Genomic DNA, 26,393 nt, shown 5'->3' with positions numbered 1-26,393 from the left:
GCGGCATGGATCTCTCCCACCTCTCCGCCCCCGGCACCGAGATCGCCCTGCGCGTGACGCCAAAGTCCTCGCGCGACCGGATCGTTCCCGAGGACGGGCTCCTGCGCATCTACGTCACCTGCGTGCCCGAGGACGGCAAGGCCAATGCGGCGGTCCTGAAATTGCTGGCCAGGGCGCTGGGCGTGCCGAAATCCCGCCTCGCCATCATCCGCGGCCAGACCGCCCGGGACAAGCTGATCCGGGTGCTGGACTGAGGCAGGCCGCGTCAGTCCCGCTCGGGTCCGATCCGGTAGATCCCTTCGGGCAGGTCCAGCGCCGCCCCCAACTCATGCACCTGGCCCAGCGACAGCGTGATCTTCTGCACCTCGCCCGTGCGCGCATCCAGCTGCTCGATGGTCACGCAATCCTCGAAGGCGGTGATCGTCACATCCTCCTGCAAGGGCGCGCGGCCCTCGTCGACAAGGGTAATCACCGTGGCGTCGAAATCGTGCTCGATGCTGAACATGCGCTCAGGCTAGCCGCCCGGACGCGCCTTGTGAAGCGCCCGGTTCCGGCGGCGCCGATGCAGGGCATACAGCAGCGGCGCGGCAATACGCTCATAGGCGGCGCCGATGACGGTTCGCAGCCCGGGCAGGCCCAGGAGGCGCGCCAGCCAGCGCATCCGCGGCATGCTCGACCACAGCGCCAGGAAGGCCGGGAACCCGGCAATCAGGCGGCCCTCCTGCACCACATGCAGCCGCCGCGCCGCGTCTTCGGCGCTCAGGCTCAGCCGCGCAAGATCGGCCGCGTTCAGGTCGGTATACCGGATCGGCAGGCCACCGGCCTCGCTCAACCGCCGGTAGCCCGCGATCTCGCGCGCGCAGATCGGACAGGCACCGTTATAGATCACTTCCGTCTGGTCCATCGCGGGCCAGCTAGGCGCGCGGCGCGGCTCTGCAAGAGGTTCGCGCCAATTTGACACGCATCAAGGCAGCAGGCCCAACTCTCCGGTCTACTGCCCCCCGAAACAGCCAACGGGAGACTGCCATGTCCGGCCAGGCAAAGTATGACGAACATACGGAACTGGTGGAGAAAATGGCCGAGACGCTGGGTCTCGACCTCACCGAGGAGATGATGGCCGGCAACTGGACACCCGAGGACATGCGCGCCACCGTCTCGCGCTGCCTCGGCTGCACCGATCCGGCCCATTGCAAGGGCTGGCTGGACGATCACGAGGTGGGCGCCGAGGAAACGCCCGGCTATTGCCGCAACAAGGATCTGCTGGAGGCGATGCGGGCACGACTTGTGACCGCGTGAGGCGCGATGGAAGACCGGGGCAGGCTGTCAAAACATTTCTGGCTGACGCAGGGCATGGCGCGCACCATCGGCGTCAATGTCAACGGCGCGCTTCAGGCCGGTCGGCTGGCCCGGGGCGAATTCGCCGAACTGGTCGCGACCTGCTGCCATTGCGACCGGACCGACCGCTGCATGCCCTGGCTCGCCCGCCAGGGCGCAGGCGCCCAGGCCTTGCCCGACTGGTGCCCGCTCAAGGCGCGGCTCGAGGCGCTGAAATTCCCGGCGGCCTGATCCGGCAACCGCGAAAGGCCCCGCCAGGGGCGGGGGCCTCGTTCTGCCCAGGCGGCCGTCAGCCTCGCGGCGTGCCCAGGATCACCCGGATCAGCTCCATCTGCGCGTGCCGGTCATCGCCCGCCAGCGCCGCGATCGTGCTGTCGTAATCGGCGCCCGCATGGCCCGCATCGCGCAGCCGTTCGGCCAGCGCCTCGGGGCTTTCGTCCAGCACCACCGCCAGCGTGTCGAGCGGCGCGGCCGTGACCCGGGCCAGCAGCGCGAAATCCGGCCGCCCGCCCTGGCCCTGACCGCCGCCCAGCGGCAGGAAGGTCAGGGCCAGAAGGACGGCGAACAGCGCCGTCGCGGCCCGCCCCGTCGGGCGCTTCAGATGCGCGACGAAGGGGCGCCAGTTCACCGCCACATGCAGCGCGACAATGGCCACGAAGGCCAGCCCCACCCATTCATGGGCCAGCTTGTTCAGCCCGGTATTGGCGTGAAAGAACAACAGGATGCCCGTCACCCCCAGGAGCAGCGAAGCCCCGATGGTCAGCGGCGTGGCGAATTTGCGAAGGGTGGACTGGGCGGACATTGCGGAAACCTCGATCCGTGTGGCTATCATCGAGGCGTCATACGCGCCCGACGCCCGGTTCCGTCGGCCTGCGACAAGCTGTCAGCCCCGCCGCGTCTCCCAGGCCAGCCAATCCTCGGCCTCCCGCGTGCCCGCGACCGTCTCCCAGGTGATGACCGGCAGCTCATAGGGATGCTCGATCTCGATCAGCGTCACCAGATCGGCCCGCGCCGCCTCGGTCGTCTTGAAGGTGACCTGCACCTCCTCCTCCTCGGAAATCGCGTCCTGCCAGTGAAACAGGCTCAGGATCCCCGGCGTGATATTCGCACAGGCCGCCAGCCGCTCGGCCAGCGCCGCCCGCGCGATGGCCCGCGCGGTGTCGAGATCGGGGCAGGTGGTGGTGACGTGGATCATGGGGACCTCTGCAAAGACAGGCAGGCGTCATCCTAAAGCCTCGGGCGGCGCTGTTAAGGGCAAGGTTCGAAATTCGCCGGTTCAGCGCAGACGGCGGCCCCACAGATCATACTCCCCCGCCTCGTCCACCTCGACGGTGACGAAATCCCCCGGCGCCAGCCCCCCGGTGTCCTCGTCGATGAACAGGCAGCCGTCGATCTCGGGCGCGTCGGCCATGGTGCGGCAGGTGGCAACCCCGTCCTCGTCCACCTCGTCCACGATCACCTCCAGCCGCTGGCCGACCTTCGCCGCCAGCTTTGCCTCGGAAATCGCCTGCGCCTTTTCCATGAAGCGGTGCCAGCGGTCGTCCTTGACCTCGTCGGGGACGTGATCGGGCAGGGCGTTCGACCGGGCGCCCGCGACATTCTCGTAGCGAAAGCAGCCCACGCGATCCAGTTGCGCCTCGTCCAGCCAGTCCAGCAGCGTCTGGAACTCGGCCTCGGTCTCGCCCGGAAAGCCCACGATGAAGGTGGAGCGCAGCGCCAGATCGGGACAGTCGCGCCGCCAGGCCGCGATCTCGTCCAGCGTCCTGGCCGCCGCCGCCGGGCGGGCCATGCGTTTCAGCGTGTCGGGATGGGCATGCTGGAACGGGATGTCCAGATAGGGCAGCACCAGCCCGCCGGAATCTGAATGGGCGGCCATCAGCGGGATCAGCTCGCGCACATGCGGGTAGGGATAGACGTAATGCAGCCGCACCCAGGCCCCCAGACCCCCCAGGTCGCGCGCCAGATCGGTGATATGCGCGCGGTGGCCGTTCTCGGTGGCATGTTTCAGGTCCAGCCCATAGGCGGATGTATCCTGGCTGATGACCAGCAATTCCCGCACGCCCGCCTCGACCAGCCGTTCCGCCTCGCGAAGGATGGCATGGGCGGGACGCGAGACCAGCCGCCCGCGCATGTCGGGGATGATGCAGAAGCGGCAGGCGTGATTGCAGCCCTCGGAAATCTTGAGATAGCTGTAATGGCGCGGCGTCAGCGTGACCCCCGACGCGGGCAGCAGGTCCACGAACGGATCGGGATCGGGCGGCACCGCGGCATGCACCGCATCCAGCACCTGTTCGTATTGATGCGGCCCCGTGACCGCCAGAACCGTCGGATGCGCGCCGGTGATGTAGCCCGGCTCCGCGCCCAGGCAGCCCGTGACGATCACCCGCCCGTTTTCCTTCAGCGCCTCGCCGATCGCCTCCAGGCTTTCGGCCTTGGCGGAATCGAGGAACCCGCAGGTATTCACGATCACGGCATCGGCGCCCGCGTAATCGGGGCTGATCGCATAGCCCTCGGCCCTCAGCCGCGTGAGAATGCGTTCACTGTCCACCAGCGCCTTGGGACAGCCGAGAGAGACCATGCCGATGGTCGGCTGGCCGGGGCGGGGGGCATCCTCGATCCGGGCGCGGGGCGCGCGGTCGGGACGCAGATCGGGCGGGTTCGTTACCATGGGGCGCATATAGCGATGCGCGCGGTCGCGGGAAAGTGGAGAACCCGCGCTTGCCGATGCGCCTGCCCTGCGCCTAGTCTTGGGCAGCACAACCCGGAGGTGCGCCATGCGCTGGATCATCCGTCTGGTTCTTGCCCTAGTCGTTCTGGCCGGGCTGATGGTGGGCGGGCTGTTCCTGCTGCCCGCCGACAAGGTCGCCGCGCTGGTGCAGGACCAGGTCCGCGGCGCGACCGGGCGCGAGCTGACCATGTCGGGGCGGCTGACCCCGTCGCTCTGGCCCGAGATCGGGGTGGCGACGGGGCCGGTCACGCTGTCCAATGCCGAATGGTCCGATGCAGGCCCGATGCTGGCGGCCGAGGGGCTGTCGGTCGGGCTGGACCTCAAGGCACTGATCGGGGGCGAGATCGTGATCCGCGAGATCGTGGCGCAATCGCCCAGGATCGTGCTGGAACGCGCCGCGGACGGGCGCGCGAACTGGGACTTCCCGCCGCGCGCCGCGGCGCCTGCCACCGCCGGGCCGGGCGGCGCGGGCAAGGCCGGCCGCGGCTTCACGCTGGATGCCGGGCGGATCACCGATGGCAGTTTCATCTATCACGACCGCGCCGCGGGCACCCGCACGGAACTGGCCGGGGTCGATGCCACGCTGGCCCTGCCGCAGCAGGACGGCCCCGCCCGGATCGACCTCGCGGCGGTCCTGAACGGCCAGAAACTGGCCGCGACCGCCCGGATCGCGCGCGTCGACGATTTCATCGGTGGCGCGGTCTCCGGCCTCGTGCTCGACGCGACGCTGGGCAATGCCCGGGCCGGTTTCGACGGGCGGGCAGGGCTCGCGCCGCTCTCGGCCGAGGGCGCACTCGATGCCGATCTGGCGGATCTGCGGGCGATCTTCGCCGCGCTGGGCCAGCCCGCACCCGCCGGGATCGGGCGGCAACTGGGCCTCAAGGGCCAGATTGCCTACTCCCCCGACGGCACGATCCGTCTGCGCGAGGGCGTGCTGCGCCAGGATGGCAACGTGATCTCGGGCGCGGCCGATCTGGCGCTGTCGGGCAAGCCGCGGCTGACGGGGCAATTCACCGCCGGGGCGCTGGACCTCTCGGCGCTGACCGGCGGATCGGGCGGCGGATCGGGGTCGGGCACGGGCGGCAAGGCCAGGGACGACGGCTGGTCCACCGCGCCGATCGACCTCTCCGCCCTTGGCGCGCTCGATGCCGAGGTGACGCTGGCCGCGCAATCCGTCAACCTGGGCGCGACCCGGTTGGGTCCCACCCGCATCGCCGCCACGCTGACCGACCGCCGCCTCGTGCTCGACCTGCGCGAGGTGCAGGCCCATGGCGGGCGGATCACCGGCAATCTCGTGCTGAACGGGCGCGGCGGCAATTCGGTCGGCGGCGATCTGACGGTTGCGGGCATCGCGATGCAGCCCCTGCTGCGCGATCTGGTCGATTACGACCGGCTGATCGGGCAGGGCGATCTGCGGCTGCAATTCCTCGGCTCCGGCGGGTCGATGGCGGCGATCATGCAGGGCCTGTCGGGCTCTGGCGCGCTGCGGCTGGGCAAGGGCGAGCTGCGCGGCCTCGATATCGCGGGGATGATCCGCACGCTTGACCTGGGCTATGTCGGCGAGGGCGCCCGGACCATCTTCGACGGCATCACCGCCAGTTTCACCATCGACAAGGGCGTGTTGCGCAATGACGATCTGGCGCTGGCCGCGCCGCTTGTGACCGCGACCGGCGCGGGCAAGGTCGGCATCGGGGCGCGCACGCTCGATTATCGGCTGCTGTCCCGGGCGCTCGCGGGCAGCGAGGGCGACAAGGGCCTGCGCGTGCCGCTGCTGATCACCGGCACCTGGGCCAATCCGCGCTACCGACTCGACCTGGACTCCATCGCGCGCGAGCGGCTGGAGCTTGACGAGCAGAAGAAGGCCGCCGAGGAAAAGGCCCGCGCGGCGGCGAAAAAGGCCGAAGCCGACGCCAAGGAAAGGGCCGCACGGGAACTGGGCCTGCGCACCGACGAGGGCGAGCGTCTGGAAGACGCCGCAAGGCGCAAGCTCGAGGACGAGGCGAAGAAGGGGCTGAGAAAGCTTCTGGGCGGCGATTAGCGGCCGAAGCCGCGCCCCGACCGCACGCGGTCAGGGCGCCACGCCGACAGGATCACCGCTTGCGGTCGCGCCGCGTGCTCATCGGCTGAAAGGCGACCGAGACATGGGCCTCGCAATAGGGCTTGCCCTGCTGCACCGGCAATCCGCAGAACCAGAAATCCTGCGTCGCCGGATCGCCGATCGGCCATTTGCAGGTGCGCTCGGTCAGTTCCATCAGCGTCAGCTTCATGGCCGTCTTCTCGACCTCGCGCACCGAGGCCAGCGCCTCGGGGCTGATCTCGTTGGCCGAGGGCTGCGGCGGCAGCGGCTGGCCGGCCGTGACCAGGACGGGCTTGCGCGGGACGGGCACGGGGGCAGGCGCCACCGGCTGCGGCGCGGCGGCCGCGGGGCGCGGCTCGGCGGGCTTGCGTTCGGGCGCGGGCGTGTCGGCCCGGGCCTCGGGTGCCTCGGCGCGGGCCGGTTTCTCCTTGGCCGGGGCGGGTTTCACGGGCGCCGCGGGCGCGCTGCCGCCCGCCCGGTTCGACAGGCCCAGCCGGTGCACCTTGCCGATCACCGCGTTGCGGGTCACGCCGCCCAGTTCCTTGGCGATCTGGCTGGCGGACTGACCCTCGCCCCACATGCGTTTCAGCGTCTCGACGCGGTCTTCGGTCCAGGACATGGCACTTCCTTGGGCAGTTCCGGTGCCGGACGGGGGGCGGCAGGCGCCCCGGCTGCCCGCCGGATGGGAGAATTCGATCAAGGCCCTATTCTAATCCGGGGCGCTTCGGGGATACAAGCGCAAGCCTGGGACAGGAGACGGACGAAATGGACGCGACCGGCATGGACAAGGCAAACGCGGCGGCAGGGATGGGCACCAGGCGCTTCGGCCGGGTCAACTGGCTGGGCCTCTGGACCCTGAGCGAGCGCGAGATCATGCGCTTTGTCCTGGTCTGGAGCCAGACACTGGCCGCGCCGCTGGCCACCGCGGCGCTGTTTCTGGGCGTCTTCGCGCTGGCCATCGGACCCGACCGCGAAACGGTGATGGGCGTGCCCTTCATCCATTTCCTTGCCCCCGGCATCCTGATGATGACGGTGATCCAGAACGCCTTTGCCAACACCTCCTCCTCGATCCTGATCTCCAAGGTGCAGGGCAATATCGTCGACACGCTGATGCCGCCCTTGTCGCCGCTGGAACTCCTGCTGGGCTATACCGCGGGCGGCGTGGTGCGCGGCCTGCTGGTGGCGCTGCTGGTGGCGGTGCCGATGCTGCTGGTGCTGGGTATCGGGCTGGCGCATCCGCTCTGGGCGCTGGTCTTCGTGCTGCTGGGCTCGGCGCTGCTGTCGGGCCTCGGCATCGTGGCGGCGATCTTCGCCAACAAGTTCGACCAGATGGCGGCGATCACCAATTTCATCGTGACGCCGCTCAGTTTCCTGTCGGGCACCTTCTATTCCATCGAGCGGCTGCCGCAGACGATGCAGACCGTGACCCATTTCAACCCGGTCTTCTACCTGATCGACGGCGTGCGCTACGGCATCATCGGGCAATCCGACAGCTCGCCCTGGCTGGGGCTGGCGGTCTGTTCCGCCGTCACCGCCGCGGTGATGGCGCTGTGCTGGTACTGGTTCCGCACCGGCTACCGGATGAAGGCGTAATCCCTCAGGCCCGGTGCGCGCCTTCGGCCAGCCCCGCGACATAGGACAGGATCTCGGGCACCGGGCGGCCCTCCTCGACCAGCTTGACGATGGCCGAGCCGACCACCGCCCCATCGGCCACGGCGGCGATGGCCTCGGCCGTCTCGGGCGTGCGGATGCCGAAGCCCACGATCACCGGCAGATCGGTCCGCGCCTTGATCCGGGCCACCTCGGGGGCGACATCCGCCGCCTCGGCCGCCGCCGCCCCGGTGATCCCCGTGATCGAGACGTAATAGACGAACCCGCTGGTGTTCTGCAGCACCTTGGGCAGGCGCTTGTCGTCGGTCGTCGGCGTGGCCAGCCGGATGAAGTTCAGCCCCGCCGCCTGCGCGGGGATGCACAGTTCCTCATCCTCCTCGGGCGGCAGGTCCACCACGATCAGCCCGTCGATCCCGGCCTCGCGCGCATCGGCCAGGAACCGCTCCACGCCCCGGTTATAGATCGGGTTGTAATAGCCCATCATCACGATCGGCGTGGTGTCGTCGCCCGCGCGGAACGCCCGCGCCATGTCCAGCGTCTTCTGCAGGGTCTGCCCGCCCTCCAGCGCCCGCTGACCGGCAAGCTGGATCGTCGGCCCGTCCGCCATCGGATCGGTAAAGGGCATGCCCAGCTCGATGATGTCCACCCCCGCGCCCGGCAGCCCCTGCACCAGTTCCAGCGAGGTCGCGTAATCCGGATCGCCCGCCATCACATAGGCGACAAAGGCCTTGCGGTTCTCGGCCTTCAGCGCGGCGAACTTGGCGTCGATGCGGGTCATGTCGGTCCTCCCCCGGTCCTGTCGGATGCGGTTTGCGGCAGCGGGCGGGGAAAATCAATGGGCGCTTTGGCCGCCGCGTCGCTTGACGCCACCCGCCGCCGCCCCCTACATGCGCGCGGACCTCAGGCGGGAGAGACGGCAGATGGGCTTCAAGACCGGGATCGTGGGGCTGCCCAATGTGGGCAAGTCGACGCTGTTCAACGCGCTGACCCGCACCGCGGCGGCGCAGGCGGCGAATTTCCCCTTCTGCACGATCGAGCCCAATGTGGGCGAGGTGGCGGTGCCCGATGCCCGCCTCGACAGGCTGGCCGCCATCGCCGGATCGAAACAGATCATCCCCGCGCGCATGACCTTCGTCGATATCGCGGGGCTGGTGAAGGGCGCGTCCCGGGGCGAGGGCCTGGGCAACCAGTTCCTGGCCAATATCCGCGAATGCGACGCCATCGCCCATGTCCTGCGCTGCTTCGAGGATGACGACGTCACCCATGTCGAGGGCCGGGTGGACCCGGTGGCGGACGCCGAGGTGATCGAGACCGAGCTGATGATCGCCGACATGGAATCGATCGAGCGGCGGCTTCAGAACCTCGTGCGCAAGGTCAAGGGCGGCGACAAGGAGGCCATCGCGCAGGAACGCCTGCTGAAAACCGCGCTGGCCGCGCTGGAACAGGGCCAGCCCGCCCGCACCGTCCAGGTCGCCGACGAGGATGCCCGCCTCTGGGACATGCTCCAGCTTCTGACCGCGAAACCCGTCCTTTATGTCTGCAACGTCTCCGAGGCCGAGGCCGCGGAGGGCAACGCCCATTCCGCCGCCGTCGCCCGCATGGCCGAGGCGCAGGGCGCGGCCTCCGTGGTCATCTCGGCGCGCATCGAGGAAGAGATCAGCCAGCTCGACGCCGAGGAGGCGCGCGAATTCCTGGCCGAGCTGGGGCTGGACGAGGCCGGCCTCGACCGGCTCATCAAGGCGGGCTACAAGCTTCTGGGATTGCAGACCTATTTCACCGTCGGCCCCAAGGAGGCCCGCGCCTGGACCATCGCGCAGGGCACATCCGCCCCCAGGGCCGCCGGGGTGATCCATGGCGATTTCGAGCTCGGATTCATCCGGGCCGAGACCATCGCCTATGCGGATTACGTCACGCTGGGCGGCGAACAGGCGGCCAAGGATGCCGGGAAGATGCGCGCCGAGGGCAAGGCCTATGTCGTGCAGGACGGCGACGTGCTGCATTTCCTGTTCAACGCCTGAACCCGCGCGCGGCGGCATCGGCCGCGGAAAGGGGCGCACACCGCAATCCGGTCGCGACACCGGCCAGAAAGAGCCCCGATTCCTCCACGGTTTAACCGTTTCTTAGAATTATTCCACGACACCTCAATGCAATCGCGCAAGGGTCAGGGATTTCGGGAATGTTCTTCAAGTCGAAAAAGACGACCGCCGTTACGGATGAGGCGGATGTCGCGGCCTCCTTCATGTCGGTCATCGACCGGACCCAGGCGACGATCCAGTTCGAACCGGACGGCACGATCCTCACCGCGAACGAGAATTTCCTCAAGGCGGTGGGCTATTCCCTGTCCGAGATCGCGGGCAGAAATCATTCGATGTTCGTCGACAGGGGCTTCGTGCAGAGCGACGAGTATCGTCGCTTCTGGCAGGACCTGGCCAACGGCAAATCGTTCACCGACCAGTTCCCGCGGGTCCGCAAGGATGGCAGCGTGATCTGGATCCAGGCCACCTATGCGCCCTATCTCGACGCCGAGGGCAAGGTGCGCAAGGTCATCAAGATCGCCTCGGACATCACCGACCGCCAAAGAGGGATCGAGGGCATCGCCGAGGGGCTGCGCGAACTCAGCAGCGGCAACCTGATGCACCGCGTCCCGTCCTGCAACGCCCCCGATATCGACGCCCTGGGCAACGCGTTCAACGGTGCCGTCGAACAGCTTTCCGTGTCGATCTCGGCGGTCAAGGAGGTCTCCTCCGCGGTCGAACGCACGGCGACCGAGGTCGGTCAATCCTCGGCGGACCTCTCGCACCGGACCGAGTCGCAGGCCGCCACGCTCGAACAGACCGCCGCCGCGATCGAGGAACTCACCTCGACCGTCCGGGCCGCGGCCGATGGCGCGCGCGAGGTCGAGGTGTCCGCCAATGACGCCAAGAGCACCGCGGAAAACGGCGGCAAGGTCGTCGGCGACGCCATCGACGCCATGTCGCGGATCGAGAAATCCTCAAGCCAGATCGCCCAGATCATTTCGGTGATCGACGACATCGCCTTCCAGACCAACCTGCTGGCGCTGAACGCGGGCGTCGAGGCGGCGCGGGCGGGCGATGCCGGGCGCGGCTTCGCCGTCGTCGCCTCCGAGGTGCGCGCGCTGGCCGGCCGGGCCGCGGAAGCCGCGCGCGAGATCAACACGCTGATCGAGGAAAGCTCGAAACATGTGAAGACCGGCGTCGGGCTGGTCGGGCTTGCGGGGGACGAGTTGCAGAAGATCATCCAGGGGGTGGCGGGCATCCACGCCAATATTTCCGAGATCTCGCGCGGCGCCGCCGAACAGGCCATCACGCTGAACGAGATCAACAGCGGCGTCAGCCATCTCGATTCGATGACCCAGCAGAACGCCGCGATGGTGGAGCAGTCGACCGCGGCCAGCCAGGTGCTTGCCAATGACGCCGGCGAACTCGCCCGGCAGGTCGCCCTGTTCCGCACGCCGTCCGACAGCGGCGCGCATTTCGGCCATGGTCCGGGCGTCGCCACCCATCACGCGCCGCACCGCCGCGCCTCCTGACCCTCGATCGACGGGCGCGTCCGGGCGCCGCCGCCCTCAGCCGCCCGCCGGGGGGACGGGCACGTTGTCGATCAGCCGCACGCCATCCAGATATGCCGCGGCCAGCAGGCGTGCGGGCGCGTCCGCCGCGGCCAGCGGCGCCAGCGTGGCGGCCGAGCGCAGCTCCAGATACTCGACCGCGGCAAAGCCGCCCGCCAGGATCGCGCCGCGCGCCTCCTCCAGCGCCGCCGCGACCGCCGCCCCCCCGCCGATCGCCCCTGCCGCCGCGTCGAGCGCGGCGAACAGCGCGGGCGCCCGGGCGCGCGCGGCGGGCGACAGGCGCTGGTTGCGCGAGGACAGCGCCAGCCCGTCGGCTTCGCGCACCGTGGGACAGCCGACGATCTCGACCGGCAGGTCGAGGTCGCGCACGAGGCGGCGGACGACCATCAGTTGCTGGTAATCCTTCTCGCCGAAAAAGGCGCACCCGGCCCGGGTTTGCAGCAGCAGCTTGCTGACCACGGTGGCCACCCCGTCGAAATGGCCCGGCCGGTGCGCGCCGCACAGCCCCTCGCTGACGCCCGCGACCGAGACGGTGGTGGCGAAACCCTCGGGATAGATCTGGTCGGGGTCGGGGACATAGACCGCGTCAACGCCAAGCGGGGCCAGCTTTTCGGCATCGCTGCCCTCGGTGCGGGGGTATTTCGCCAGGTCGTCCGGGTTGTCGAACTGCCGGGGGTTGACGAAGATCGTCACGATCACCCGATCCGCCCCCGCCTTCGCCGCCGAAACAAGGGCAAGATGGCCCGCATGCAGCGCCCCCATCGTGGGCACGACGGCGATGCGCGCGCCCTCTGCCTGCCAGCGGCCGGTCAGGGCGTGCAACTCGGACAGGCGGCGCAGGATCGGGGCGGTCATTCGCCGTCTCCGAAGACATGTTCGGGGGCGGGAAAGCGGCGGGCGCGCACGTCTTCGGCATAGGCGGCAATCGCGGCGGCCGCGCCGTCGCCAAGCGCGGCGTAGCGGCGGACGAATTTCGGGCGGAACTCCGAGAACAGCCCCAGCATGTCGTCCACCACCAGCACCTGCCCGTCGCAGCCCGAAGACGCGCCGATCCCGATGGTGGGGATCGCCAGATCGGCCGTGATCCGGTCGGCCAGCGTCGCGGGCACCTTTTCCAGCACCACCGAGAACGCGCCCGCCGCGGCCACGGCGCGGGCATCGGCCAGAACCCGGTCGGCATCGGCGCCGCGGCCCTGCACCTTGTAGCCGCCCAGGACGTTGATCGCCTGCGGCGTCAGCCCGACATGGGCCATCACGGGGATCGAGCGCGCGGTCAGGAAGCGGATGGTTTCGGCCATGCTCTCGCCGCCCTCCAGCTTGACCGCCCCCGCGCCGGTCCCGGCCATCAGGCGGGCGGCGTTGCGAAAGGCCTGGTCGGGGCCTTCCTCGTAGCTGCCGAAGGGCATGTCGATCACCATCAGCGCGCGTTCCAGCCCGCGCGCCACCGCCTGGCCGTGCAGGATCATCATCTCCATCGTCACGCCCAGCGTCGAGGGCAGCCCGTGCAGTACCATGCCGACGCTGTCGCCCACCAGCACGACATCGCATTCGGCATCGACCAGCCGGGCGATGGGCGTGGTATAGGCGGTCAGGCAGACCAGCGGCGTGCCGCCCTTGCGGGCGCGGATATCGCCGGGCGTGATGCGGCGCTGCGGGGCGCTGGCGCTCATGCTCTCCTCCCTCGGGACGTCGCGGGTGGCGCTTCTTATACGATGCCGCGGCGCGGAATCCAGCCCCGTGCGCGGCGTGACGCACCGACCGACGCCGATCCGGAGGAGCGCCTTGCGGCGCACCCCTCCTGAGCCCGCCCCCGGTGGGGCGGGCGGTTGGCGCCCCGCGGAAACGGTGCCGCCCGCGCCCGGAACGGGCGCGGGCCACGCCCAACGCCGGACAAGCAGGGCGCATGCGCGCCCTGCGCGGGCCGGGGGCGGGAGTGCCCCCTTGCCGCGGCTATTCCCGCCCGCGCAGCACGCGCGCGGGGCGGGCGGCCAGCGGGCGCCAGGCGAAGGCAAGCCCGGCCAGAAGCGTCGCCATGGCCCCGCCCGTGACGATGGCCAGCGCCGAGACCGGCTCGAACGCATAGCTGCCCTCCATCACGAACCGCATCACCGCCCAGCCCGCCAGCCCGCCGGCAAGGATCGCGACCGCCCCCGCCGCCGCCCCCAGCATGGCCGAGCGCAGCGCGAAATAGGCCAGCACCTGGCCGCGCACCGCGCCCACGGTCTTGAGCACGGCCGATTCGAAGATCCGCGCCCGTTCGCCCGCCGCCGCCGCGCCGATCAGCACGATCACCCCCGTCACCAGCGTCGCCGACGCCCCATAGGCGACCGCGGCGGCCAGTGCGGACAGCACCTCGGCCACCCGGTCCAGCGCGTCGCGCACCCGGATCGCGGTGATGTTGGGATAGGCCGAGGCCAGGTCGCGCAGGATCGCGGCCTCGGCCTCTGGCTCGGCATGGATCGTGGCGATATGGGTATGCGGTGCGCCGCTGAGCGCGCCATCGTTCAGCGTGACCACGAAGCCGATCCCGGCGGTCGAGAAATCGACATCGCGAAAGCTGGTGATCGTCGCCGTGATGTCGCGCCCGAGGATATTCACCGTCACCGAGTCGCCGAGTTTCAGGCCGATCTCGGCCGCCTCCTCCTGGGCGAAGCTCATCACCGGGGGGCCGTCATAGGCTTCGGGCCACCATTCCCCGGCGGTGACCACGGTGCCCTCGGGCGGGCGGTCGGCATAGGTCACGCCGCGATCGCCCCGGATCACCCAGTGATCGCCCGCCACCTCGGTCGCGGGGCGGCCATTGATCCCGGTGATGACCCCGCGCAGCATCGGCGCGGTTTCGACCTTGCTGACGCCCGGATCGCGGTTCAGCCGGTCGAGAAAGCCCGACAACTGGTCGGGCTGGATGTCGACCACGAAATAGGCCGGTGCGCGTTCGGGCAGTTCCTGCTGGATCGCGCCGCGCAGATTGGCGTCGATCTGCCCGATGGCGGCCAGGATCGACAGCCCCAGCCCCAGCGAGAGGACGACCGACACCGTCTCGCTGCCCGGCCCGCCCACCGCGCCCAGCGCCAGCCGCAGCGCGGTGCGCCCGCGCACAAGGCGCGCCCGCGCCAGCCTGCGCGCCAGCCGCCTCAGCCCCCAGGCTGCCAGCACCAGCAGGCCCAGCGCCGCGACGATGCCGAAGGCCGCCCAGAGCGCCAGTTTCGGCACGCCCGAGAACGCCGCCGCCGCCCCGATCAGCGCGGCGGCCAGCGCGCCGGTCGCGGCAATGTAGACCGGCCGCGGCCAGGCCCGGACCCGGCCCGAGGCATCGCGGAACAGCGCCGCGGCGCGCACCTCCTCGGTGCGGGCCAGCGGCCAGAGCGTGAACAGCAGCGCGGTCAGCACGCCGTAAAGCGCGGCCTCGGCCAGCGGCGCGGGATGGACATTGACCGCCACCGGCACCGGCAGTTGCGCCTGCATCAGCGGGGCCGCGGCCAGCGGCAGCAAGGCGCCCAGCGCCAGCCCGATGGCGATGCCCAGCCCCGCCAGCGCGCCGATCTGGATCAGATAGGCCAGCAGGATCGTCCGCCCCTCGGCGCCCAGCGTCTTGAGCGTGGCGATCACCTCGGTCTTGCCGTCGAGATAGGCCCGCACCGCCGCCGAGACGCCGACCCCGCCCACCGCCAGCCCCGCCAGCCCCACCAGCACCAGGAAGGACGCCATCCGGTCGACGAAGCGGGTCATCCCCGGCGCGCCGTTGCGCGCGTCGCGCCAGCGCATCCCCTTGCCCGCGAAACGTTCGACCGCGCGCGCCTCCAGCGCGGCCATGTCGGCCCCGGGCGGCAGGGCGAGGCGGTATTTCGTCTCGTAAAGCGTGCCGGGCGCGAGCAGGCCCGAGCCCTCCAGCGCCGCCTCGCGCAGGATCAGCCGCGGGCCAAGGCCGAAACCGTCCCCCGCCCCGTCGGGTTCGCGCAGCAGGATCGCGCGCAGGGTGTAGTCCGCGCTGCCCAGCCGGAACCGGTCGCCGGGGACAAGCCCCATCCGGTCGGCCAGCACCCGTTCCATCACCGCGCCATCGCCCGCCAGCGCCTGATCCAGCGGCATCGGCGGGTCAAGCTCGACCTCTCCGTAAAGCGGATAGGCGGCATCGACGCCCTTGACCTGGGTCAGGCCGCGCTCGGTCTCGCCGTTCCGCTCGACCACCACCATCGAGCGGAAATCGACCACAACGGAAACCTGCGCAGCGATCAGTTCCATCCAGGCGCGTTCGGCCGGTTCGGCATGGCGATAGGTCAGCGACATCTCGGCATCGCCGCCCAGCAGCAGCGCGCCCTCGCGCTTCAGCCCGGCGGTGATGCTTTCGCGGATCGAGCCGACCGTGGCGATGGCCGCCACCCCCAGCGCCAGACAGGCGATCAGGACATAGAATCCCCTCAGCCCGCCGCGCAGCTCGCGCCGGGCGATGCGGGCCGCGACCACAAGGCTCATTCCGCCGCCCTCCGCACATCCTGCCCGGCGATCCGGCCATCGGCCAGCCGCACCACCCGGTCGCAGCGCGCGGCCAGGTCGGGCGCATGGGTCACCAGCACCAGCGTCGCGCCATGCCGGTCGCGCAGGCCGAACAGAAGCTCCATGATCGCCTCGCCATTCGCCCCGTCCAGATTGCCCGTGGGCTCGTCGGCCAGCAGCACATGCGGGCGCGGCGCGGCGGCGCGGGCCAGCGCCACGCGCTGCTGTTCGCCGCCCGACATCTGGCTGGGATAATGGTCGATCCGCGCGCCGAGCCCGACACTGCGCAATTCCTCGGCGGCCCGGTCAAAGGCGTCGCGATGCCCGGCAAGTTCCAGCGGGGTCGCGACATTTTCAAGCGCCGTCATGGTCGGGATCAGGTGGAAAGACTGGAACACGACGCCCATATGCTCACGGCGGAACCGGGCCAGCGCGTCCTCGTTCATCGCGGTCAGGTCATGGCCCAGCGCCATCACCCGGCCCGAACTGGCGCGTTCCAGCCCGCCCATCAGCATGAGGAGCGACGACTTGCCCGACCCCGACGGCCCCACCAGCCCCAGCGTCTCGCCCCGCGCGACATCGAGCGAGATGCCATGCAGGATCTCGACCGGCCCGGCATTTCCGGCAAGGGTCAGCGTGACATCGGCAAGCGAAAGGATCGAATCGGTCATGGGGGGCCTTCGGATGAAACTGGTTGCCCTTGGATATGGGGCGCGGGCGCTTGCGCTCAAGCAGGCGCTGGCGGCGGTGCTGGCGCTGGGGCTGGGAACGGCGGCCGCGGCCGAGGTGACCATCGCCGCGCTGGGCGACAGCCTGACCCAGGGCTACGGGCTGGCGCAGGGCGAGGGATTCGTGCCGCAACTGGAGGGCTGGCTGCGCGCGCAGGGCGAAGAGGTGCGGGTGCTGAACGCGGGCGTGTCGGGCGATACCACGGCGGGCGGGCTGTCGCGGGTGGGCTGGACGCTGACGCCCGAGGTCGATGCGATGATCGTGGCGCTGGGCGGCAACGATCTGCTGCGCGGCATCGACCCGGCGGCGTCCCGCGCGAATCTGCGCGCCATCCTTCAGGCCGCGCAGGCGGCAGGGGTCGAGGTTCTGCTGGTCGGTCTCAACGCACCGGGCAATTACGGCCCCGACTACAAGGCGGCGTTCGACGCGATGTATCCCGAACTGGCCGCCGAATTCGGCGCGCTGCATGTCGAAAGCTTCCTCAAGGGCCTGACCGACCTGCCCGACCGCGAAGGCGCGATGCGCGACTACATGCAGCCCGACGGCATCCACCCCTCCGCCGCGGGCGTGACGCGCATTGTCGAGGCGATGGGGCCCGCAGTGCTGGAGCTGGTCGCGCGGGCGCAGGCACAGGGCGAGTAGGGGGGGCGCTGCCCCCGCCGCCCGTTCCGGGCGGCCCCCCGGGATATTTCGGGCCGGAAGAGGACGGGGGACAGCCCGAGGGACCGGCCGCAAGGCCGGTCCCGAGATGAAAGGCTTGCGCCGAAGGCGCGCAACCGGATCACGCCGACGCTTCGGGCCGGGCGGGCCGGGTCACTTCCAGTCGAAGAAGCCCTCGCCCGCCTGGGACAGCAGGTCCTTGCCCAGCTTCCAGCCCATTTCGGACGCATCCTCGATCGGCGCGCGGGCCTCGCCCTTGATGCTTTCGCTGCCATCGGGGCGCAGGATCTCGCCGCGCAGCCAGATCGTGCCGCCCTCATGCTGGGCCAGCCCGGCAATCGGCGTCTCGCAGGAGCCGTCCAGCGCAGCCAGGAAGAAGCGTTCGGCCGCCATCTGCTCGCCCGTCGGCCCGTGATGCAGCGCCTCCAGCAGATGGGCGGCCAGCGCGTCGTCCTTGCGCCGCTCGATCCCGATGGCGCCCTGGGCGACGGCGGGCAGCATGTCCTCGGGCGCGATGGCCGATTGCGCCACATGGCTCATGCCCAGCCGGTTCAGACCGGCCATGGCCAGAAAGCTCGCCACCGCCACGCCATCCTCCAGCTTCTTCAGCCGGGTCTGGACGTTGCCGCGGAACTCGACCACCTCAAGATCGGGCCGCCGGTTCAGCAGTTGTGCCTTGCGCCTCAGCGACGAGGTGCCGACCACCGCGCCCTGGTCCAGATCGGCGATCCCCTTGACCGCATGCGAGATGAAGGCGTCGCGGAAATCCTCGCGCGGCAGGAAGCAGTCCAGCACCAGCCCCTCGGGCTGTTCCACGGCCATGTCCTTGGTCGAATGCACCGCGATGTCGATGCGGCCCTCGATCATGGCCTCCTCGATCTCCTTGGTGAAGAGCCCCTTGCCCCCGATCTCCTTGAGGGCGCGGTCCAGCACCCGGTCGGCGATGGTCTGGATCACCACGATCTCGAACGCCTCCTCGGGCAGATCGAAGGCGGCCATCAGCAGGGCGCGGGTTTCATGGGCCTGAGCCAGCGCCAGCGGAGAGCCGCGGGTGCCGATCTTGAGGGGTGAAGCGGGGGAGGGAAGTGTGATAGCCATGCGCCAAACCTCTATTCGCGTCACGTCGTCCTGACAACTCGGCCCGACTTGACATGCTGACGCAAGCAGGGGACGACAGGCCGCACCAATAAACGGGGAAGACGATGGCGGAAACCAAAAAACTACTTCGGTCGCTTGCGGGTGAAACGCAGGACGTGCCGCCGGTCTGGCTGATGCGCCAGGCGGGCCGCTACCTGCCCGAATACCGGGCCACCCGGGCCGAGGCGGGCGACTTCCTGTCGCTGTGCTACAATTCCGACCTCGCCGCCGAGGTGACGCTGCAACCGATCCGCCGCTATGGCTTCGATGCCGCGATCCTGTTCGCCGACATCCTGCTGCTGCCCCAGGCGCTGGGGGCGGATCTGTGGTTCGAGACCGGCGAGGGCCCGCGGCTGTCCACGATCACCGGGGCCGAGGGGCTGAACGCGCTCAAGGGCAAGGACGACATCCACGACCACATGGCCCCGGTCTATGAAACGGTGCGAATCCTGGCCCGCGAACTGCCCGGCGAAACCACGCTGATCGGATTCGCGGGCGCGCCCTGGACCGTGGCGACCTACATGATCGCGGGCCGCGGCACGCCCGACCAGGCCCCGGCCCATGCGCTGAAGGCCGAGGACCGCGCCAGCTTCGAGGCGCTGATCGAGTTGCTGACCGAGTCGACCATCGAATACCTGTCGCAGCAGGTCGAGGCCGGTGCCGAAGTGGTCAAGATCTTCGACAGCTGGGCCGGTTCGCTGAAGGGCGAGGATTTCACCCGCTACGCGCTGGAGCCCGCCAGGCGGATCATCGCCGAGTTGAAGTCGCGCCATCCCGGCCTGCCCTGCATCGCCTTCCCGCGCGAGGCGGGCGAGAACTATATCGGCTTTGCCCGGGCGACCGGCGCGGATTGCGTGGCGCTGGACAATTCGGTGGATGCCGACTGGGCCGCGGCGCATGTGCAGGTCGATGGCTGCGTGCAGGGCAACATGGCCCCCAACCTGATGGTGACCGGCGGCCAGGCCCTGATCGACGAGACCAAGCGGATCAAGGCCGCCTTCGCGAAGGGGCCGCATATCTTCAACCTCGGCCATGGTATCACGCCCGAGGCCGATCCCGAAAACGTGCATGTCATGCTGGAGGCGCTGCGCGGCTAGGCCACGCCCCCCGCGAAGCCAGGCGCCCCGGGTTCCGGCCCGGGGCGTTTTCATGTCCGCCATGCGGCGCAATCCCCGGTGTTTTCGGCCCCCATTCCACAACCCGGGGAATGATCTTTCATTGCTTTCAAGCTTTCGACACAATTGTTTCCGGAAAAAGCCGCATTGTTGAAATAAAATTATGACGCCGGTCAATGCGTCCTGCCCAAATTCTGCCATGATCCTGCCTGTTTTCGATTTCGAGAACGGTGGAGGGAAGGTCATGAAACTCAAGGCGATTCTTCGGGCGACCACGGTGACGGCATCGGCGGCCGTCGTTCTTGTGGCAGGCGCAATTGCGGCGTCGGCTCCGGCCAGGGCGCAGCAGGGCGTCACGGTGCCGTCGGGGCTGTGCGGCTGGAACTGGGCAAGCCCGGCGACGGACGGGTTGCTGGGCACGCTGGCGGCGCGCAACGATTTCAATCGCAACATGCGCCATGTAACCGCCCAATGCCCCGAAGTTCTGTGCAACAGCGACTGGTCCGGTCCGGGCGCGCAGGCGGCGATCCAGCGGATGGGCGGCGCGACCTATTTCGACCAGATGCTGGTCACGCTCAGCGCGGCCTGCCCGCAGGTCGCCCTGATGCTGACCGAAGGCGCCACGGCGACCATCGCAGCGCCGGTCGAGCCCCAGCGGATGGGCAGCGACGGCGACCGGCCCAGACCCGCCCGGCAGGAAGTCGACAATGGCGACGATGACGAGGGCGAGAACGGGTGCTGCAACGGCAGGCCCGGCGGCAAGCCCGGCCATGGCAAGCCGGGCGGCGGTTACGGCAAGCCGGGTGGTTACGGCAAGCCGGGCGGCGATTACGGCAAGCCGGGCGGTTATGGCAGGCCGGGCCGCGGCGACGGTCGGCCGGGTGGCGGCCGGCCGGGCTATGGCGGGCCGGGCTATGGCGGGCCGGGCTATGGCGGGCCCATCCCGAACTAGCGCGCAACGCATCCCGGGACACCGGCGCAAACCCGGTCCCAGGACGGAAAGACCCCGAAAGGGCCGCTTCGGCGGCCCTTTCCCTTTCCCGCCGACCGCCCCCGCGGGATCGGCGGGAACCTGCCCGTCCGATCGTCCCGCGCGATCCGGACTGGATTTCGTCACGATTCCTCCCGAAAGAAACCCTGGTTTTACGGTTGAACGGTAGGTGGTTCTGAAAGGATCGGTCGCCGGTCAATCCGTGGGCGTCCCAGTCAGCGCCGTGAGCAGGCATCCGCCCCGATGATGCGGATGCGGGGCAGGTCTGTGCCGCAGACGCCCCGCGCTGCCCTCCGTCCGCCCGATGCGGTCGGCCGATCTTCGGACAGGATCCGCGGCCCCGCGCCGTGACGAACGGGAAAAAGGGACAGGCGCATGATCCAGGGGATTTCCGTGGGGCAGCAGGACCATCCGGCGGCCGGACCGGCCGCATGGCTCGCGGCGCTCGGCGCGGCGATGGCGGTTGCAATGGCGCTGCTGATGCCCGGCGCCGCCGCCGCAGAGGGGCGGCTGGTCGCCCATCTCAGCAGCAAGGCCCAGGCCGACCCGCCCAAGGGGGCCGAGGGGCTGTGCCGACGCTATGACTGGGCCTGCGCCCGGGGCAGTTCGGCCCGCCTCACGGCCGAGCAGATCCGGATGGCGGACAAGCTCAACCGCCGGATCAACGCCTCCGTCCGGCCCGTCACGGACCTGGCGCAATACGGACGCGAGGAACACTGGGCCCTGCCCACCGCGCGCGGCGGCGATTGCGAGGATATCGCGCTGCTGAAAAAGGCCGAGCTGATCCGCATGGGCATCGCCCCCGACCGGCTCCTGCTGGCCGAGGTGCTGGACCGCCAGCGCAACAACCATGCCGTCCTGATCCTGCGCAAGGATGACGGCGATTATGTGCTCGACAACCTGACCAACCGGATGCTGCCCTGGTCGCAGACCCCCTACACCTTTCTCAGGATGCAGGATTCCAGCGCCCCCCATCGCTGGAAGGCCGTGTTCGCGGGGGGACTCTTCCGCGGCTGATCCCGCCCGCGCCCGCGCCGCTCAGGGCCCCGTAGCTCAGGGCCCCGTAGCTCAGGGCCAGGTCGCCAGCGGCGGCATGGTCATCAGAACGGCCTCGGGATCGTGCCCGGTCTCCAGCCCGAATTTCGTGCCGCGGTCGTAAAGCAGGTTGTATTCGGCATAAAGCCCGCGATGGGCCAGTTGCGCCGCCCGGTCGGCCTCTGACCACGGCATGTCGCGGCGCCGTTCCACCAGCGGCAGGAAGGCCGGCAGGAAGGCGCGGCCCACCTCCCGGGTAAAGGCGAAATCCGCCTCCCAGTCGCCCGAGTTCAGGTCGTCGTAGAAGATACCGCCCACCCCGCGCGCCCGGCCCCGATGCGGGACAAAGAAATACTCGTCCGCCCAGGCCTTGAAGCGCGGGTAATAGGCCGGATCGTGGCGCCCGCAGGCCGCCCGCAGCACGGCATGGAAATCCGCCGTGTCCTCGTCCCGGGGCAGGCAGGGGTTCAGGTCGGTGCCGCCGCCGAACCACCAGCCATGCGGCGTCCAGAACATCCGGGTGTTCAGATGCACCGCCGGCGTATGCGGGTTCTGCATATGCGCCACAAGGCTGATGCCGCTGGCCCAGAAGCGCGGATCCTCCGCCATCCCCGGCAGGTCCTTGCGCGCCATCATCGCCGCCTGCGCCCGCCTGTTCAGCCGGCCATGCACGGTCGAGACGGCAACGCCCACCTTCTCGAACACCCGCCCGCCGCGCATCACGCTCATCAGCCCGCCGCCCGCATCCGATCCGTCCTCGGATTGCCGCCGCGTCTCGCTCACCTCGAACCGGCCCGCGGGCGCATCGCGCAACGGCCCCGTCGCCTGGGCGTCTTCCAGCGCCTCGAACGCGGCCACGATCTCGTCGCGCAGCGCCCGGAACCAGGCCGCGGCCCGCATCTTGTGTTCGTCGAATTGTTCGCTCATCGTCCCGTCTCCCTGTTCGGCCCTGCCTAGCAGTTTTGCACCCGCCGCGCCACCATGCCACGGCGCGTGACGGGCGGACTTGGGGCCGCGCCGGGGACGGCGTATCATGGCCGCAGCCGAAAGGAATCGCCCGATGCGCGCGCTCGCCCTGATCTGCCTCGTTGCACTGACCGCCTGCACCAGCCCGCGCCAGGCCTGCGAGCGCAACGCGCTCTACGATCTCGGGATGCTCGACCTGCTGATCCGCGAGACCGAACAGACCATCGCGCGCGGCTATGCCCTGGAACGCGAACCCTATCGCAGCTCCAGCCTCCAGCTCTGCTATGGCAGCCGCTTCGGCGATCGCGACCGGATCGGCATGGCCTGGTGCAGCCGCCCCGAAATCGCCTTCCGCGACCGCCCCGTCGCGGTCGACCTGCGCGCCGAACGCGCGAAACTGGCCGAGCTGCGCGCGAAACGGACCGACACCGCCCGCAGCGCCGCCCGCGCGCTCGAAGACTGCCGCGCCCGCTTCCCCGCCCCCTAGGCCCCCGCCCCGTGTTTCTTCTTGGCCGAAATACCCGGCCTTATGTATCAAGCGCACCAAGATAAGGGAATCCCTCACGGCCCAGATCGGCTACAATTCCGCCATGCAGGACAAGACCATAAATAACGCGCTCTTGGAGCTGCGAAAACGGATCATGCGTGGCGGCCTGGGCGGCCTGGATCACGTCGAGGCACTGCTACAAATGCGCGGGGTTGCGATGCCCTGCGTGGGGCCAGCAAAGAGGCCAGACGCAGCTCACCGAGGCGCTATGCGGCTGCTTGTGATCGACGCGCTAAAAGGCGGACCAAAGCCGTTGCGGGCCATCGTGGCTGAGGTTGCCAATGCGCGGCCTGAACTGACCGAGCGGCAGGCTTACGTCAGGACTACGCAAGCATTGCAGAAGGTGAAGGCGTCTGGGCTGGTGGTACTAGACGGGTGCGCTTGGAGGCTGGCCCCGCAGGACCAGCCAAAGTGTCATGCTGCTGTCGCTTCGGCAACGCGGCGCTTGACTTTGTCAAGCAGCTCGCGCACCGCTTCTGGCGCGCAGTCGATCATCATCAGATAAGCGCGGTGCGATTCGATAGGTCGCGAGCGGGAGTGCATAAACGGACGCCATGAAGGGAAGGCGCACGCCCTGGCCCTTATGCGGGCACGCGGGGTTAAGCCTTCCTTCAAGCGGAAGTCAGGGCCAGTAGGGTCTAGGCTTGAGAGGCGGCTGGCGCGGTTGAGAGCGTTATCTAGTTAAGATATTGATCCAATGGAAGTAAGTCGAGTCCGAGCCGAGACAGTTGAACCTCGACAATCTCTAGCTGAGCCTGCGTATATCCGCCATCCTCCAAAGGTTGCGGAATAGAGAATGTCCATTCTTGGCCGCGATGCTGAATCGCAAAGAAGAGGGAGGACTCGTCGTCCAAGTCCCCCCTGCGCCTGCAACTTTGAGAAACGACCTTTGCAACCACTGAATCCAGAGACGCACACACGGCCATAGCTATGCGGCAATCCCGTTTTGGCTGGGGTTCCATTTCAGTATACCGGCGGCCCCCGGCGACGGCTTTGATGTCGCCGCTTCGGTTTGAGCCATGAACCACTCCATAAAAGCCGGAAGGGAAAGCGAGGGCGTGAAAGTGACTTCCTGCCCATAGTTCTCTTTGAAGAGCTTGGTGAGCGTTATGCTTACCGCAGCGAAGGCTTTCGCTGGCTGCTTGTGTGCAACACACAGGCCCAAAGTTTCCTCGTCATCAGAGACGAAAAAGTGGGCTCCATCGGCGTATTTGTATAGTACATTCACGGTCTTCGCGTTCATAATTATAGCTCCTTTTCCTGGCCGTCGCCAAGTCCTGGGCAACAAGGGGGTAGGCGTGCGGGGCACTCAATCGACGTTCACTGGTTGCGTTTTTGTTCCATAGGAATCGCTTCCTTTGGTCTCCCGATGTTCGCTTGTCACACGTTGACAGTATCATAACAAGCCGATTCGGATGCAACATTTTGTCCAGCCCCTCTAGACTTTTGACTTGTCAAGAGGCAAGGTGGACTCAGCAGTGTGGATATAGGCATTAGCTTCGATTAGTCAAGCGGATCGCTGCCAGTAGCCCTTCCATGTGCGGCTGACCGGCGCGCCCATCGCGTTCGCCGCCAGCGCCTTGGCCAGTCCGCCGTTCGGCGTGCGGCGATTGTCTTCCAGCCACGCGGCGTGGTTCGCGTACTGGTAAAGGTAGCGGTGCGAAACGTGATGGTGCTGCCCCGCGACCATCCGACGAAGGCGCGAGAAGTAGGACTCAACCCAGTTGGTATGCTTGCCGTCATCGCTGTAGGCGAGCGAGTGGTTGACGCGTTCGGTCGTCCAACCCGCTTGGAGAACATCCCAGTGCGAAGCCTCGTCGGCAGATATGGTTGCCATGCGGCAGACGTTCTCCTTGGCGAGCGCCGCGCCCTCGGCCTCGGTCTTGGTCACGAAGGGCAACGTGCGCCCGCCGCGCTGGCGGAAGGCCACGACGACCCGGCGGTTCGGCGACTGGTTCTCCTTGAGGCGACGGTCCTTCCTGTCCTCCTTGCGGTTCTCGGGGCGAATGTGACCGCCGAAATAGGCGCCGTCGATTTCGACATGCCCGCCCAGAACTTCTCCGGTGTGGACTTCCTGCGCCATCGCCTCGCGCAGTTTGTGGGCCAGCACGAAGGCGGTCTTGTACTGGCAGTCCAGGTCGCGGGACAGTTGGATCATGGAAACGCCCTTGGAGGCGTTCACGATGATGCAGATCGCGGCCAGCAGGTCCACGAAGGCCATCTTGCGCGAGGCGAAGATCGTGCCGGACGTGACTGAGAACTGGTGGTGGCAACCCTTGCACTTGAACTTGCGGCGGGTGGTGATGCTGTAGGCCTCGCAGCAGCCGCAGCGCGGGCAAACCGCTTCGCCGTCCGTCTCGGGCCAACGCATCTGGCAGAACGTCTCGTAAGCCGCATCTTCCCCGGCCTTGTAAATCTTGCGAAGGCTGAGGGTGCGAGATGCTGCGGAGAGAAGGAAGTGTTGGGCCATTGTCACTATATCCGATGATGTTATACATCGTATGTAGAGACTTGTGTCGCCCTATGCAAGGGTATATATCATCAAAAGTGATGATGTTTGGAGTTGGCAAGATGGCACCACGCAAGACTGATCCCGTGAATGTTGAATACGAGGCCAAGGCGAAGAACCTTCTGAAGGCTGAGTTGAAGCGAAAGGGCGTGACCTACGCGCAGCTTGCGGAGTTGCTTTCCGGGCGCGGGGTGCAGGAAAACGAGAGAAATCTGAACAACAAGATCAGTAGGGGTGGATTTTCCGCTGCTTTTCTGATTCTATGTTTGGAGTCAATAGGTTGTTCAGATCTGAGGCTATGAGATGGTGGACCTTGAAGTCGAGAGAGACGGCGACCGCCTGATCATCACGCTTGACCCTGGGCAACCCATTGAACTGGAGGACCTCGCCGGGAGTTTCGCGGCACTGGCGCGGATGTATGAGCGCCACTATCGGTCAAAGTCCGACGACGCACCGCGCCTGTTCGTGACTCGGATGGAGACCGGCTCCGTAATCGCGGAGATCGTCCCGTATGGCGTCATCATGGGTGGCCTGGCGATCATGGACAGTGGCGTCATCGTCACGGACTTTGCTAACAAAGTCTGGCGAGGCATCACATACTTCGCGCGAGGGAGAAGCGAGACCAAGATAGAACCTCCGAGCAAAGAGGATGCAGCAGACCTCAAGGAGTTTACGAAGCCGTTGCTTGGCAAGACGGGCGCGTCCCTCGGGATCAAACAGGCCCGCTACGAGAAGACGGACGGGACGAAGAGAACCGTTGTTGAATACATGTTTGGTAACCGCCCGGTTGATACCGCGGTTTAGGCGGCCTCTGCCTGCGGGGCAGCCATCGGCGCCCAGTTCCAAGGCATCAGTTCGTCGAGCTTGTTG

The 26,393-nt window shown here is 68.3% G+C and carries 29 protein-coding genes; 14 read left to right on the top strand and 15 right to left on the bottom strand.

Features of this window, described 5'->3' with window-relative positions:
- Positions 1-5 precede the first annotated feature (5 nt).
- Positions 6-254 carry a DUF167 domain-containing protein gene (locus EV216_RS12805; RefSeq protein WP_132695927.1) on the top strand — a complete coding sequence of 83 codons (249 nt, stop codon included), beginning with the start codon at positions 6-8 and terminating at the stop codon, positions 252-254.
- Between the two features lie 11 nt (positions 255-265).
- Here EV216_RS12805 and EV216_RS12800 read toward each other — a convergent pair whose 3' ends face one another.
- Together EV216_RS12800 and EV216_RS12795 are read right to left on the bottom strand one after the other, a co-directional pair.
- Positions 266-505: a hypothetical protein gene (locus EV216_RS12800; protein ID WP_132695926.1), complete on the bottom strand. Its 240-nt coding sequence runs from the start codon at positions 503-505 to the stop codon at positions 266-268.
- 9 nt (positions 506-514) lie between these two features.
- Positions 515-904, bottom strand: coding sequence for a thiol-disulfide oxidoreductase DCC family protein (locus tag EV216_RS12795; protein WP_132695925.1), 390 nt, complete (start codon positions 902-904; stop codon positions 515-517).
- Between the two features lie 122 nt (positions 905-1,026).
- Here EV216_RS12795 and EV216_RS12790 point away from each other — a divergent pair, with 122 nt between their 5' ends.
- Positions 1,027-1,296 carry a DUF6455 family protein gene (locus EV216_RS12790; protein ID WP_132695924.1) on the top strand — a complete coding sequence of 90 codons (270 nt, stop codon included), beginning with the start codon at positions 1,027-1,029 and terminating at the stop codon, positions 1,294-1,296.
- Between the two features lie 6 nt (positions 1,297-1,302).
- The gene (locus tag EV216_RS12785; protein ID WP_132695923.1) at positions 1,303-1,566 is read left to right on the top strand and encodes a DUF6455 family protein; all 264 of its coding nucleotides are present in this window, start codon (positions 1,303-1,305) and stop codon (positions 1,564-1,566) included.
- Positions 1,567-1,624: 58 nt separating this feature from the next.
- Here the strand turns inward: EV216_RS12785 and EV216_RS12780 are convergent, their stop codons facing one another.
- The 3 genes from EV216_RS12780 to rimO all read right to left on the bottom strand — a co-directional run bounded on the left by EV216_RS12780 (position 1,625) and on the right by rimO (position 4,003).
- Entirely contained in the window at positions 1,625-2,167 is a 543-nt protein-coding gene (locus EV216_RS12780) for a DUF4405 domain-containing protein (RefSeq protein ID WP_132695922.1), read from the bottom strand.
- 51 nt (positions 2,168-2,218) lie between these two features.
- Entirely contained in the window at positions 2,219-2,530 is a 312-nt protein-coding gene (gene cutA / locus EV216_RS12775; RefSeq protein ID WP_132695921.1) for a divalent cation tolerance protein CutA, read from the bottom strand.
- A gap of 81 nt (positions 2,531-2,611) precedes the next feature.
- Positions 2,612-4,003 (bottom strand): 30S ribosomal protein S12 methylthiotransferase RimO, encoded by a 1,392-nt coding sequence (rimO, locus tag EV216_RS12770; RefSeq protein ID WP_165899240.1) that lies wholly within the window; start codon positions 4,001-4,003, stop codon positions 2,612-2,614.
- Between the two features lie 106 nt (positions 4,004-4,109).
- On the opposite strand from rimO, the gene EV216_RS12765 reads away from it, so the two are divergent.
- Complete coding sequence (locus EV216_RS12765) at positions 4,110-6,101, top strand: AsmA family protein (RefSeq protein WP_132695919.1); 1,992 nt, start codon at positions 4,110-4,112, stop codon at positions 6,099-6,101.
- A gap of 52 nt (positions 6,102-6,153) precedes the next feature.
- On the opposite strand, the gene EV216_RS12760 is transcribed toward EV216_RS12765, so the two are convergent.
- On the bottom strand, positions 6,154-6,759 hold the full coding sequence (locus tag EV216_RS12760) for a GcrA family cell cycle regulator (protein ID WP_132695918.1): 606 nt from the start codon (positions 6,757-6,759) through the stop codon (positions 6,154-6,156).
- 161 nt (positions 6,760-6,920) lie between these two features.
- On the opposite strand from EV216_RS12760, the gene EV216_RS12755 reads away from it, so the two are divergent.
- The gene (locus EV216_RS12755; protein ID WP_243642075.1) at positions 6,921-7,733 is read left to right on the top strand and encodes an ABC transporter permease; all 813 of its coding nucleotides are present in this window, start codon (positions 6,921-6,923) and stop codon (positions 7,731-7,733) included.
- Between the two features lie 4 nt (positions 7,734-7,737).
- Here EV216_RS12755 and trpA read toward each other — a convergent pair whose 3' ends face one another.
- A complete protein-coding gene (trpA, locus tag EV216_RS12750; protein WP_132695917.1) occupies positions 7,738-8,529 on the bottom strand; it encodes a tryptophan synthase subunit alpha in 792 nt (263 codons plus the stop codon).
- A 142-nt stretch (positions 8,530-8,671) separates the two neighbouring features.
- Here trpA and ychF point away from each other — a divergent pair, with 142 nt between their 5' ends.
- Both ychF and EV216_RS12740 read left to right on the top strand, forming a co-directional pair.
- Positions 8,672-9,769 carry a redox-regulated ATPase YchF gene (gene ychF / locus EV216_RS12745; RefSeq protein ID WP_132695916.1) on the top strand — a complete coding sequence of 366 codons (1,098 nt, stop codon included), beginning with the start codon at positions 8,672-8,674 and terminating at the stop codon, positions 9,767-9,769.
- A gap of 158 nt (positions 9,770-9,927) precedes the next feature.
- The gene (locus tag EV216_RS12740; RefSeq protein WP_132695915.1) at positions 9,928-11,301 is read left to right on the top strand and encodes a methyl-accepting chemotaxis protein; all 1,374 of its coding nucleotides are present in this window, start codon (positions 9,928-9,930) and stop codon (positions 11,299-11,301) included.
- Between the two features lie 36 nt (positions 11,302-11,337).
- On the opposite strand, the gene panC is transcribed toward EV216_RS12740, so the two are convergent.
- From panC to EV216_RS12720, 4 genes are all read right to left on the bottom strand, one after another.
- Positions 11,338-12,195: a pantoate--beta-alanine ligase gene (gene panC, locus EV216_RS12735; RefSeq protein ID WP_132695914.1), complete on the bottom strand. Its 858-nt coding sequence runs from the start codon at positions 12,193-12,195 to the stop codon at positions 11,338-11,340.
- The gene (gene panB / locus EV216_RS12730) at positions 12,192-13,010 is read right to left on the bottom strand and encodes a 3-methyl-2-oxobutanoate hydroxymethyltransferase (RefSeq protein WP_132695913.1); all 819 of its coding nucleotides are present in this window, start codon (positions 13,008-13,010) and stop codon (positions 12,192-12,194) included. Before panB ends, panC begins: the two co-directional genes overlap by 4 nt.
- A 280-nt stretch (positions 13,011-13,290) precedes the next feature.
- Positions 13,291-15,813 carry an ABC transporter permease gene (locus EV216_RS12725; RefSeq protein WP_132695912.1) on the bottom strand — a complete coding sequence of 841 codons (2,523 nt, stop codon included), beginning with the start codon at positions 15,811-15,813 and terminating at the stop codon, positions 13,291-13,293.
- A complete protein-coding gene (locus EV216_RS12720) occupies positions 15,810-16,505 on the bottom strand; it encodes an ABC transporter ATP-binding protein (protein ID WP_132695911.1) in 696 nt (231 codons plus the stop codon). The genes EV216_RS12725 and EV216_RS12720 overlap by 4 nt, the downstream gene beginning before the upstream one ends.
- A 13-nt stretch (positions 16,506-16,518) precedes the next feature.
- On the opposite strand from EV216_RS12720, the gene EV216_RS12715 reads away from it, so the two are divergent.
- Positions 16,519-17,205 (top strand): arylesterase, encoded by a 687-nt coding sequence (locus EV216_RS12715; RefSeq protein WP_243642074.1) that lies wholly within the window; start codon positions 16,519-16,521, stop codon positions 17,203-17,205.
- Between the two features lie 171 nt (positions 17,206-17,376).
- Here the strand turns inward: EV216_RS12715 and hemC are convergent, their stop codons facing one another.
- Positions 17,377-18,321, bottom strand: a complete 945-nt coding sequence (gene hemC / locus EV216_RS12710) for a hydroxymethylbilane synthase (RefSeq protein ID WP_132695909.1) — start codon at positions 18,319-18,321, stop codon at positions 17,377-17,379.
- A 104-nt stretch (positions 18,322-18,425) separates the two neighbouring features.
- Here hemC and hemE point away from each other — a divergent pair, with 104 nt between their 5' ends.
- From hemE to EV216_RS12695, 3 genes are all read left to right on the top strand, one after another.
- A complete protein-coding gene (gene hemE / locus EV216_RS12705) occupies positions 18,426-19,457 on the top strand; it encodes a uroporphyrinogen decarboxylase (protein ID WP_132695908.1) in 1,032 nt (343 codons plus the stop codon).
- Positions 19,458-19,674: 217 nt separating this feature from the next.
- On the top strand, positions 19,675-20,427 hold the full coding sequence (locus EV216_RS18305) for a hypothetical protein (protein WP_165899239.1): 753 nt from the start codon (positions 19,675-19,677) through the stop codon (positions 20,425-20,427).
- Between the two features lie 414 nt (positions 20,428-20,841).
- Positions 20,842-21,483: a transglutaminase-like cysteine peptidase gene (locus tag EV216_RS12695; RefSeq protein ID WP_132695907.1), complete on the top strand. Its 642-nt coding sequence runs from the start codon at positions 20,842-20,844 to the stop codon at positions 21,481-21,483.
- A gap of 51 nt (positions 21,484-21,534) precedes the next feature.
- Here EV216_RS12695 and hemF read toward each other — a convergent pair whose 3' ends face one another.
- Positions 21,535-22,428, bottom strand: a complete 894-nt coding sequence (gene hemF, locus EV216_RS12690) for an oxygen-dependent coproporphyrinogen oxidase (protein WP_132695906.1) — start codon at positions 22,426-22,428, stop codon at positions 21,535-21,537.
- A 133-nt stretch (positions 22,429-22,561) separates the two neighbouring features.
- Between hemF and EV216_RS12685 the strand changes: the two genes are divergently transcribed.
- Entirely contained in the window at positions 22,562-22,954 is a 393-nt protein-coding gene (locus EV216_RS12685; protein ID WP_132695905.1) for a hypothetical protein, read from the top strand.
- 988 nt (positions 22,955-23,942) lie between these two features.
- On the opposite strand, the gene EV216_RS12680 is transcribed toward EV216_RS12685, so the two are convergent.
- Positions 23,943-24,257, bottom strand: coding sequence for a hypothetical protein (locus tag EV216_RS12680; protein WP_132695904.1), 315 nt, complete (start codon positions 24,255-24,257; stop codon positions 23,943-23,945).
- A 264-nt stretch (positions 24,258-24,521) separates the two neighbouring features.
- Positions 24,522-25,484, bottom strand: coding sequence for an IS1595 family transposase (locus EV216_RS12675; RefSeq protein WP_132695903.1), 963 nt, complete (start codon positions 25,482-25,484; stop codon positions 24,522-24,524).
- A gap of 101 nt (positions 25,485-25,585) precedes the next feature.
- Between EV216_RS12675 and EV216_RS12670 the strand changes: the two genes are divergently transcribed.
- Both EV216_RS12670 and EV216_RS12665 read left to right on the top strand, forming a co-directional pair.
- Positions 25,586-25,825 carry a DUF6471 domain-containing protein gene (locus EV216_RS12670; RefSeq protein ID WP_132695902.1) on the top strand — a complete coding sequence of 80 codons (240 nt, stop codon included), beginning with the start codon at positions 25,586-25,588 and terminating at the stop codon, positions 25,823-25,825.
- A 1-nt stretch (position 25,826) separates the two neighbouring features.
- A complete protein-coding gene (locus EV216_RS12665; protein WP_132695901.1) occupies positions 25,827-26,327 on the top strand; it encodes a hypothetical protein in 501 nt (166 codons plus the stop codon).
- Positions 26,328-26,393: the final 66 nt, after the last annotated feature.

The organism is Rhodovulum steppense (assembly GCF_004339675.1).
Classification (GTDB): domain Bacteria; phylum Pseudomonadota; class Alphaproteobacteria; order Rhodobacterales; family Rhodobacteraceae; genus Rhodovulum; species Rhodovulum steppense.
Note: the sequence above shows the minus strand (reverse complement) of the source record. Positions and strands in the feature narration are given on the sequence as shown.

Coding starts and splice junctions, on each gene's coding strand:
- EV216_RS12805 (WP_132695927.1), top strand. CDS start 6: ATGGATCTCTCCCACCTCTCCGCCCCCGGCACCGAGATCGCCCTGCGC.
- EV216_RS12800 (WP_132695926.1), bottom strand. CDS start 505: ATGTTCAGCATCGAGCACGATTTCGACGCCACGGTGATTACCCTTGTC.
- EV216_RS12795 (WP_132695925.1), bottom strand. CDS start 904: ATGGACCAGACGGAAGTGATCTATAACGGTGCCTGTCCGATCTGCGCG.
- EV216_RS12790 (WP_132695924.1), top strand. CDS start 1,027: ATGTCCGGCCAGGCAAAGTATGACGAACATACGGAACTGGTGGAGAAA.
- EV216_RS12785 (WP_132695923.1), top strand. CDS start 1,303: ATGGAAGACCGGGGCAGGCTGTCAAAACATTTCTGGCTGACGCAGGGC.
- EV216_RS12780 (WP_132695922.1), bottom strand. CDS start 2,167: ATGATAGCCACACGGATCGAGGTTTCCGCAATGTCCGCCCAGTCCACC.
- cutA (WP_132695921.1), bottom strand. CDS start 2,530: ATGATCCACGTCACCACCACCTGCCCCGATCTCGACACCGCGCGGGCC.
- rimO (WP_165899240.1), bottom strand. CDS start 4,003: ATGGTAACGAACCCGCCCGATCTGCGTCCCGACCGCGCGCCCCGCGCC.
- EV216_RS12765 (WP_132695919.1), top strand. CDS start 4,110: ATGCGCTGGATCATCCGTCTGGTTCTTGCCCTAGTCGTTCTGGCCGGG.
- EV216_RS12760 (WP_132695918.1), bottom strand. CDS start 6,759: ATGTCCTGGACCGAAGACCGCGTCGAGACGCTGAAACGCATGTGGGGC.
- EV216_RS12755 (WP_243642075.1), top strand. CDS start 6,921: ATGGACAAGGCAAACGCGGCGGCAGGGATGGGCACCAGGCGCTTCGGC.
- trpA (WP_132695917.1), bottom strand. CDS start 8,529: ATGACCCGCATCGACGCCAAGTTCGCCGCGCTGAAGGCCGAGAACCGC.
- ychF (WP_132695916.1), top strand. CDS start 8,672: ATGGGCTTCAAGACCGGGATCGTGGGGCTGCCCAATGTGGGCAAGTCG.
- EV216_RS12740 (WP_132695915.1), top strand. CDS start 9,928: ATGTTCTTCAAGTCGAAAAAGACGACCGCCGTTACGGATGAGGCGGAT.
- panC (WP_132695914.1), bottom strand. CDS start 12,195: ATGACCGCCCCGATCCTGCGCCGCCTGTCCGAGTTGCACGCCCTGACC.
- panB (WP_132695913.1), bottom strand. CDS start 13,010: ATGAGCGCCAGCGCCCCGCAGCGCCGCATCACGCCCGGCGATATCCGC.
- EV216_RS12725 (WP_132695912.1), bottom strand. CDS start 15,813: ATGAGCCTTGTGGTCGCGGCCCGCATCGCCCGGCGCGAGCTGCGCGGC.
- EV216_RS12720 (WP_132695911.1), bottom strand. CDS start 16,505: ATGACCGATTCGATCCTTTCGCTTGCCGATGTCACGCTGACCCTTGCC.
- EV216_RS12715 (WP_243642074.1), top strand. CDS start 16,519: ATGAAACTGGTTGCCCTTGGATATGGGGCGCGGGCGCTTGCGCTCAAG.
- hemC (WP_132695909.1), bottom strand. CDS start 18,321: ATGGCTATCACACTTCCCTCCCCCGCTTCACCCCTCAAGATCGGCACC.
- hemE (WP_132695908.1), top strand. CDS start 18,426: ATGGCGGAAACCAAAAAACTACTTCGGTCGCTTGCGGGTGAAACGCAG.
- EV216_RS18305 (WP_165899239.1), top strand. CDS start 19,675: ATGATCCTGCCTGTTTTCGATTTCGAGAACGGTGGAGGGAAGGTCATG.
- EV216_RS12695 (WP_132695907.1), top strand. CDS start 20,842: ATGATCCAGGGGATTTCCGTGGGGCAGCAGGACCATCCGGCGGCCGGA.
- hemF (WP_132695906.1), bottom strand. CDS start 22,428: ATGAGCGAACAATTCGACGAACACAAGATGCGGGCCGCGGCCTGGTTC.
- EV216_RS12685 (WP_132695905.1), top strand. CDS start 22,562: ATGCGCGCGCTCGCCCTGATCTGCCTCGTTGCACTGACCGCCTGCACC.
- EV216_RS12680 (WP_132695904.1), bottom strand. CDS start 24,257: ATGAACGCGAAGACCGTGAATGTACTATACAAATACGCCGATGGAGCC.
- EV216_RS12675 (WP_132695903.1), bottom strand. CDS start 25,484: ATGGCCCAACACTTCCTTCTCTCCGCAGCATCTCGCACCCTCAGCCTT.
- EV216_RS12670 (WP_132695902.1), top strand. CDS start 25,586: ATGGCACCACGCAAGACTGATCCCGTGAATGTTGAATACGAGGCCAAG.
- EV216_RS12665 (WP_132695901.1), top strand. CDS start 25,827: ATGGTGGACCTTGAAGTCGAGAGAGACGGCGACCGCCTGATCATCACG.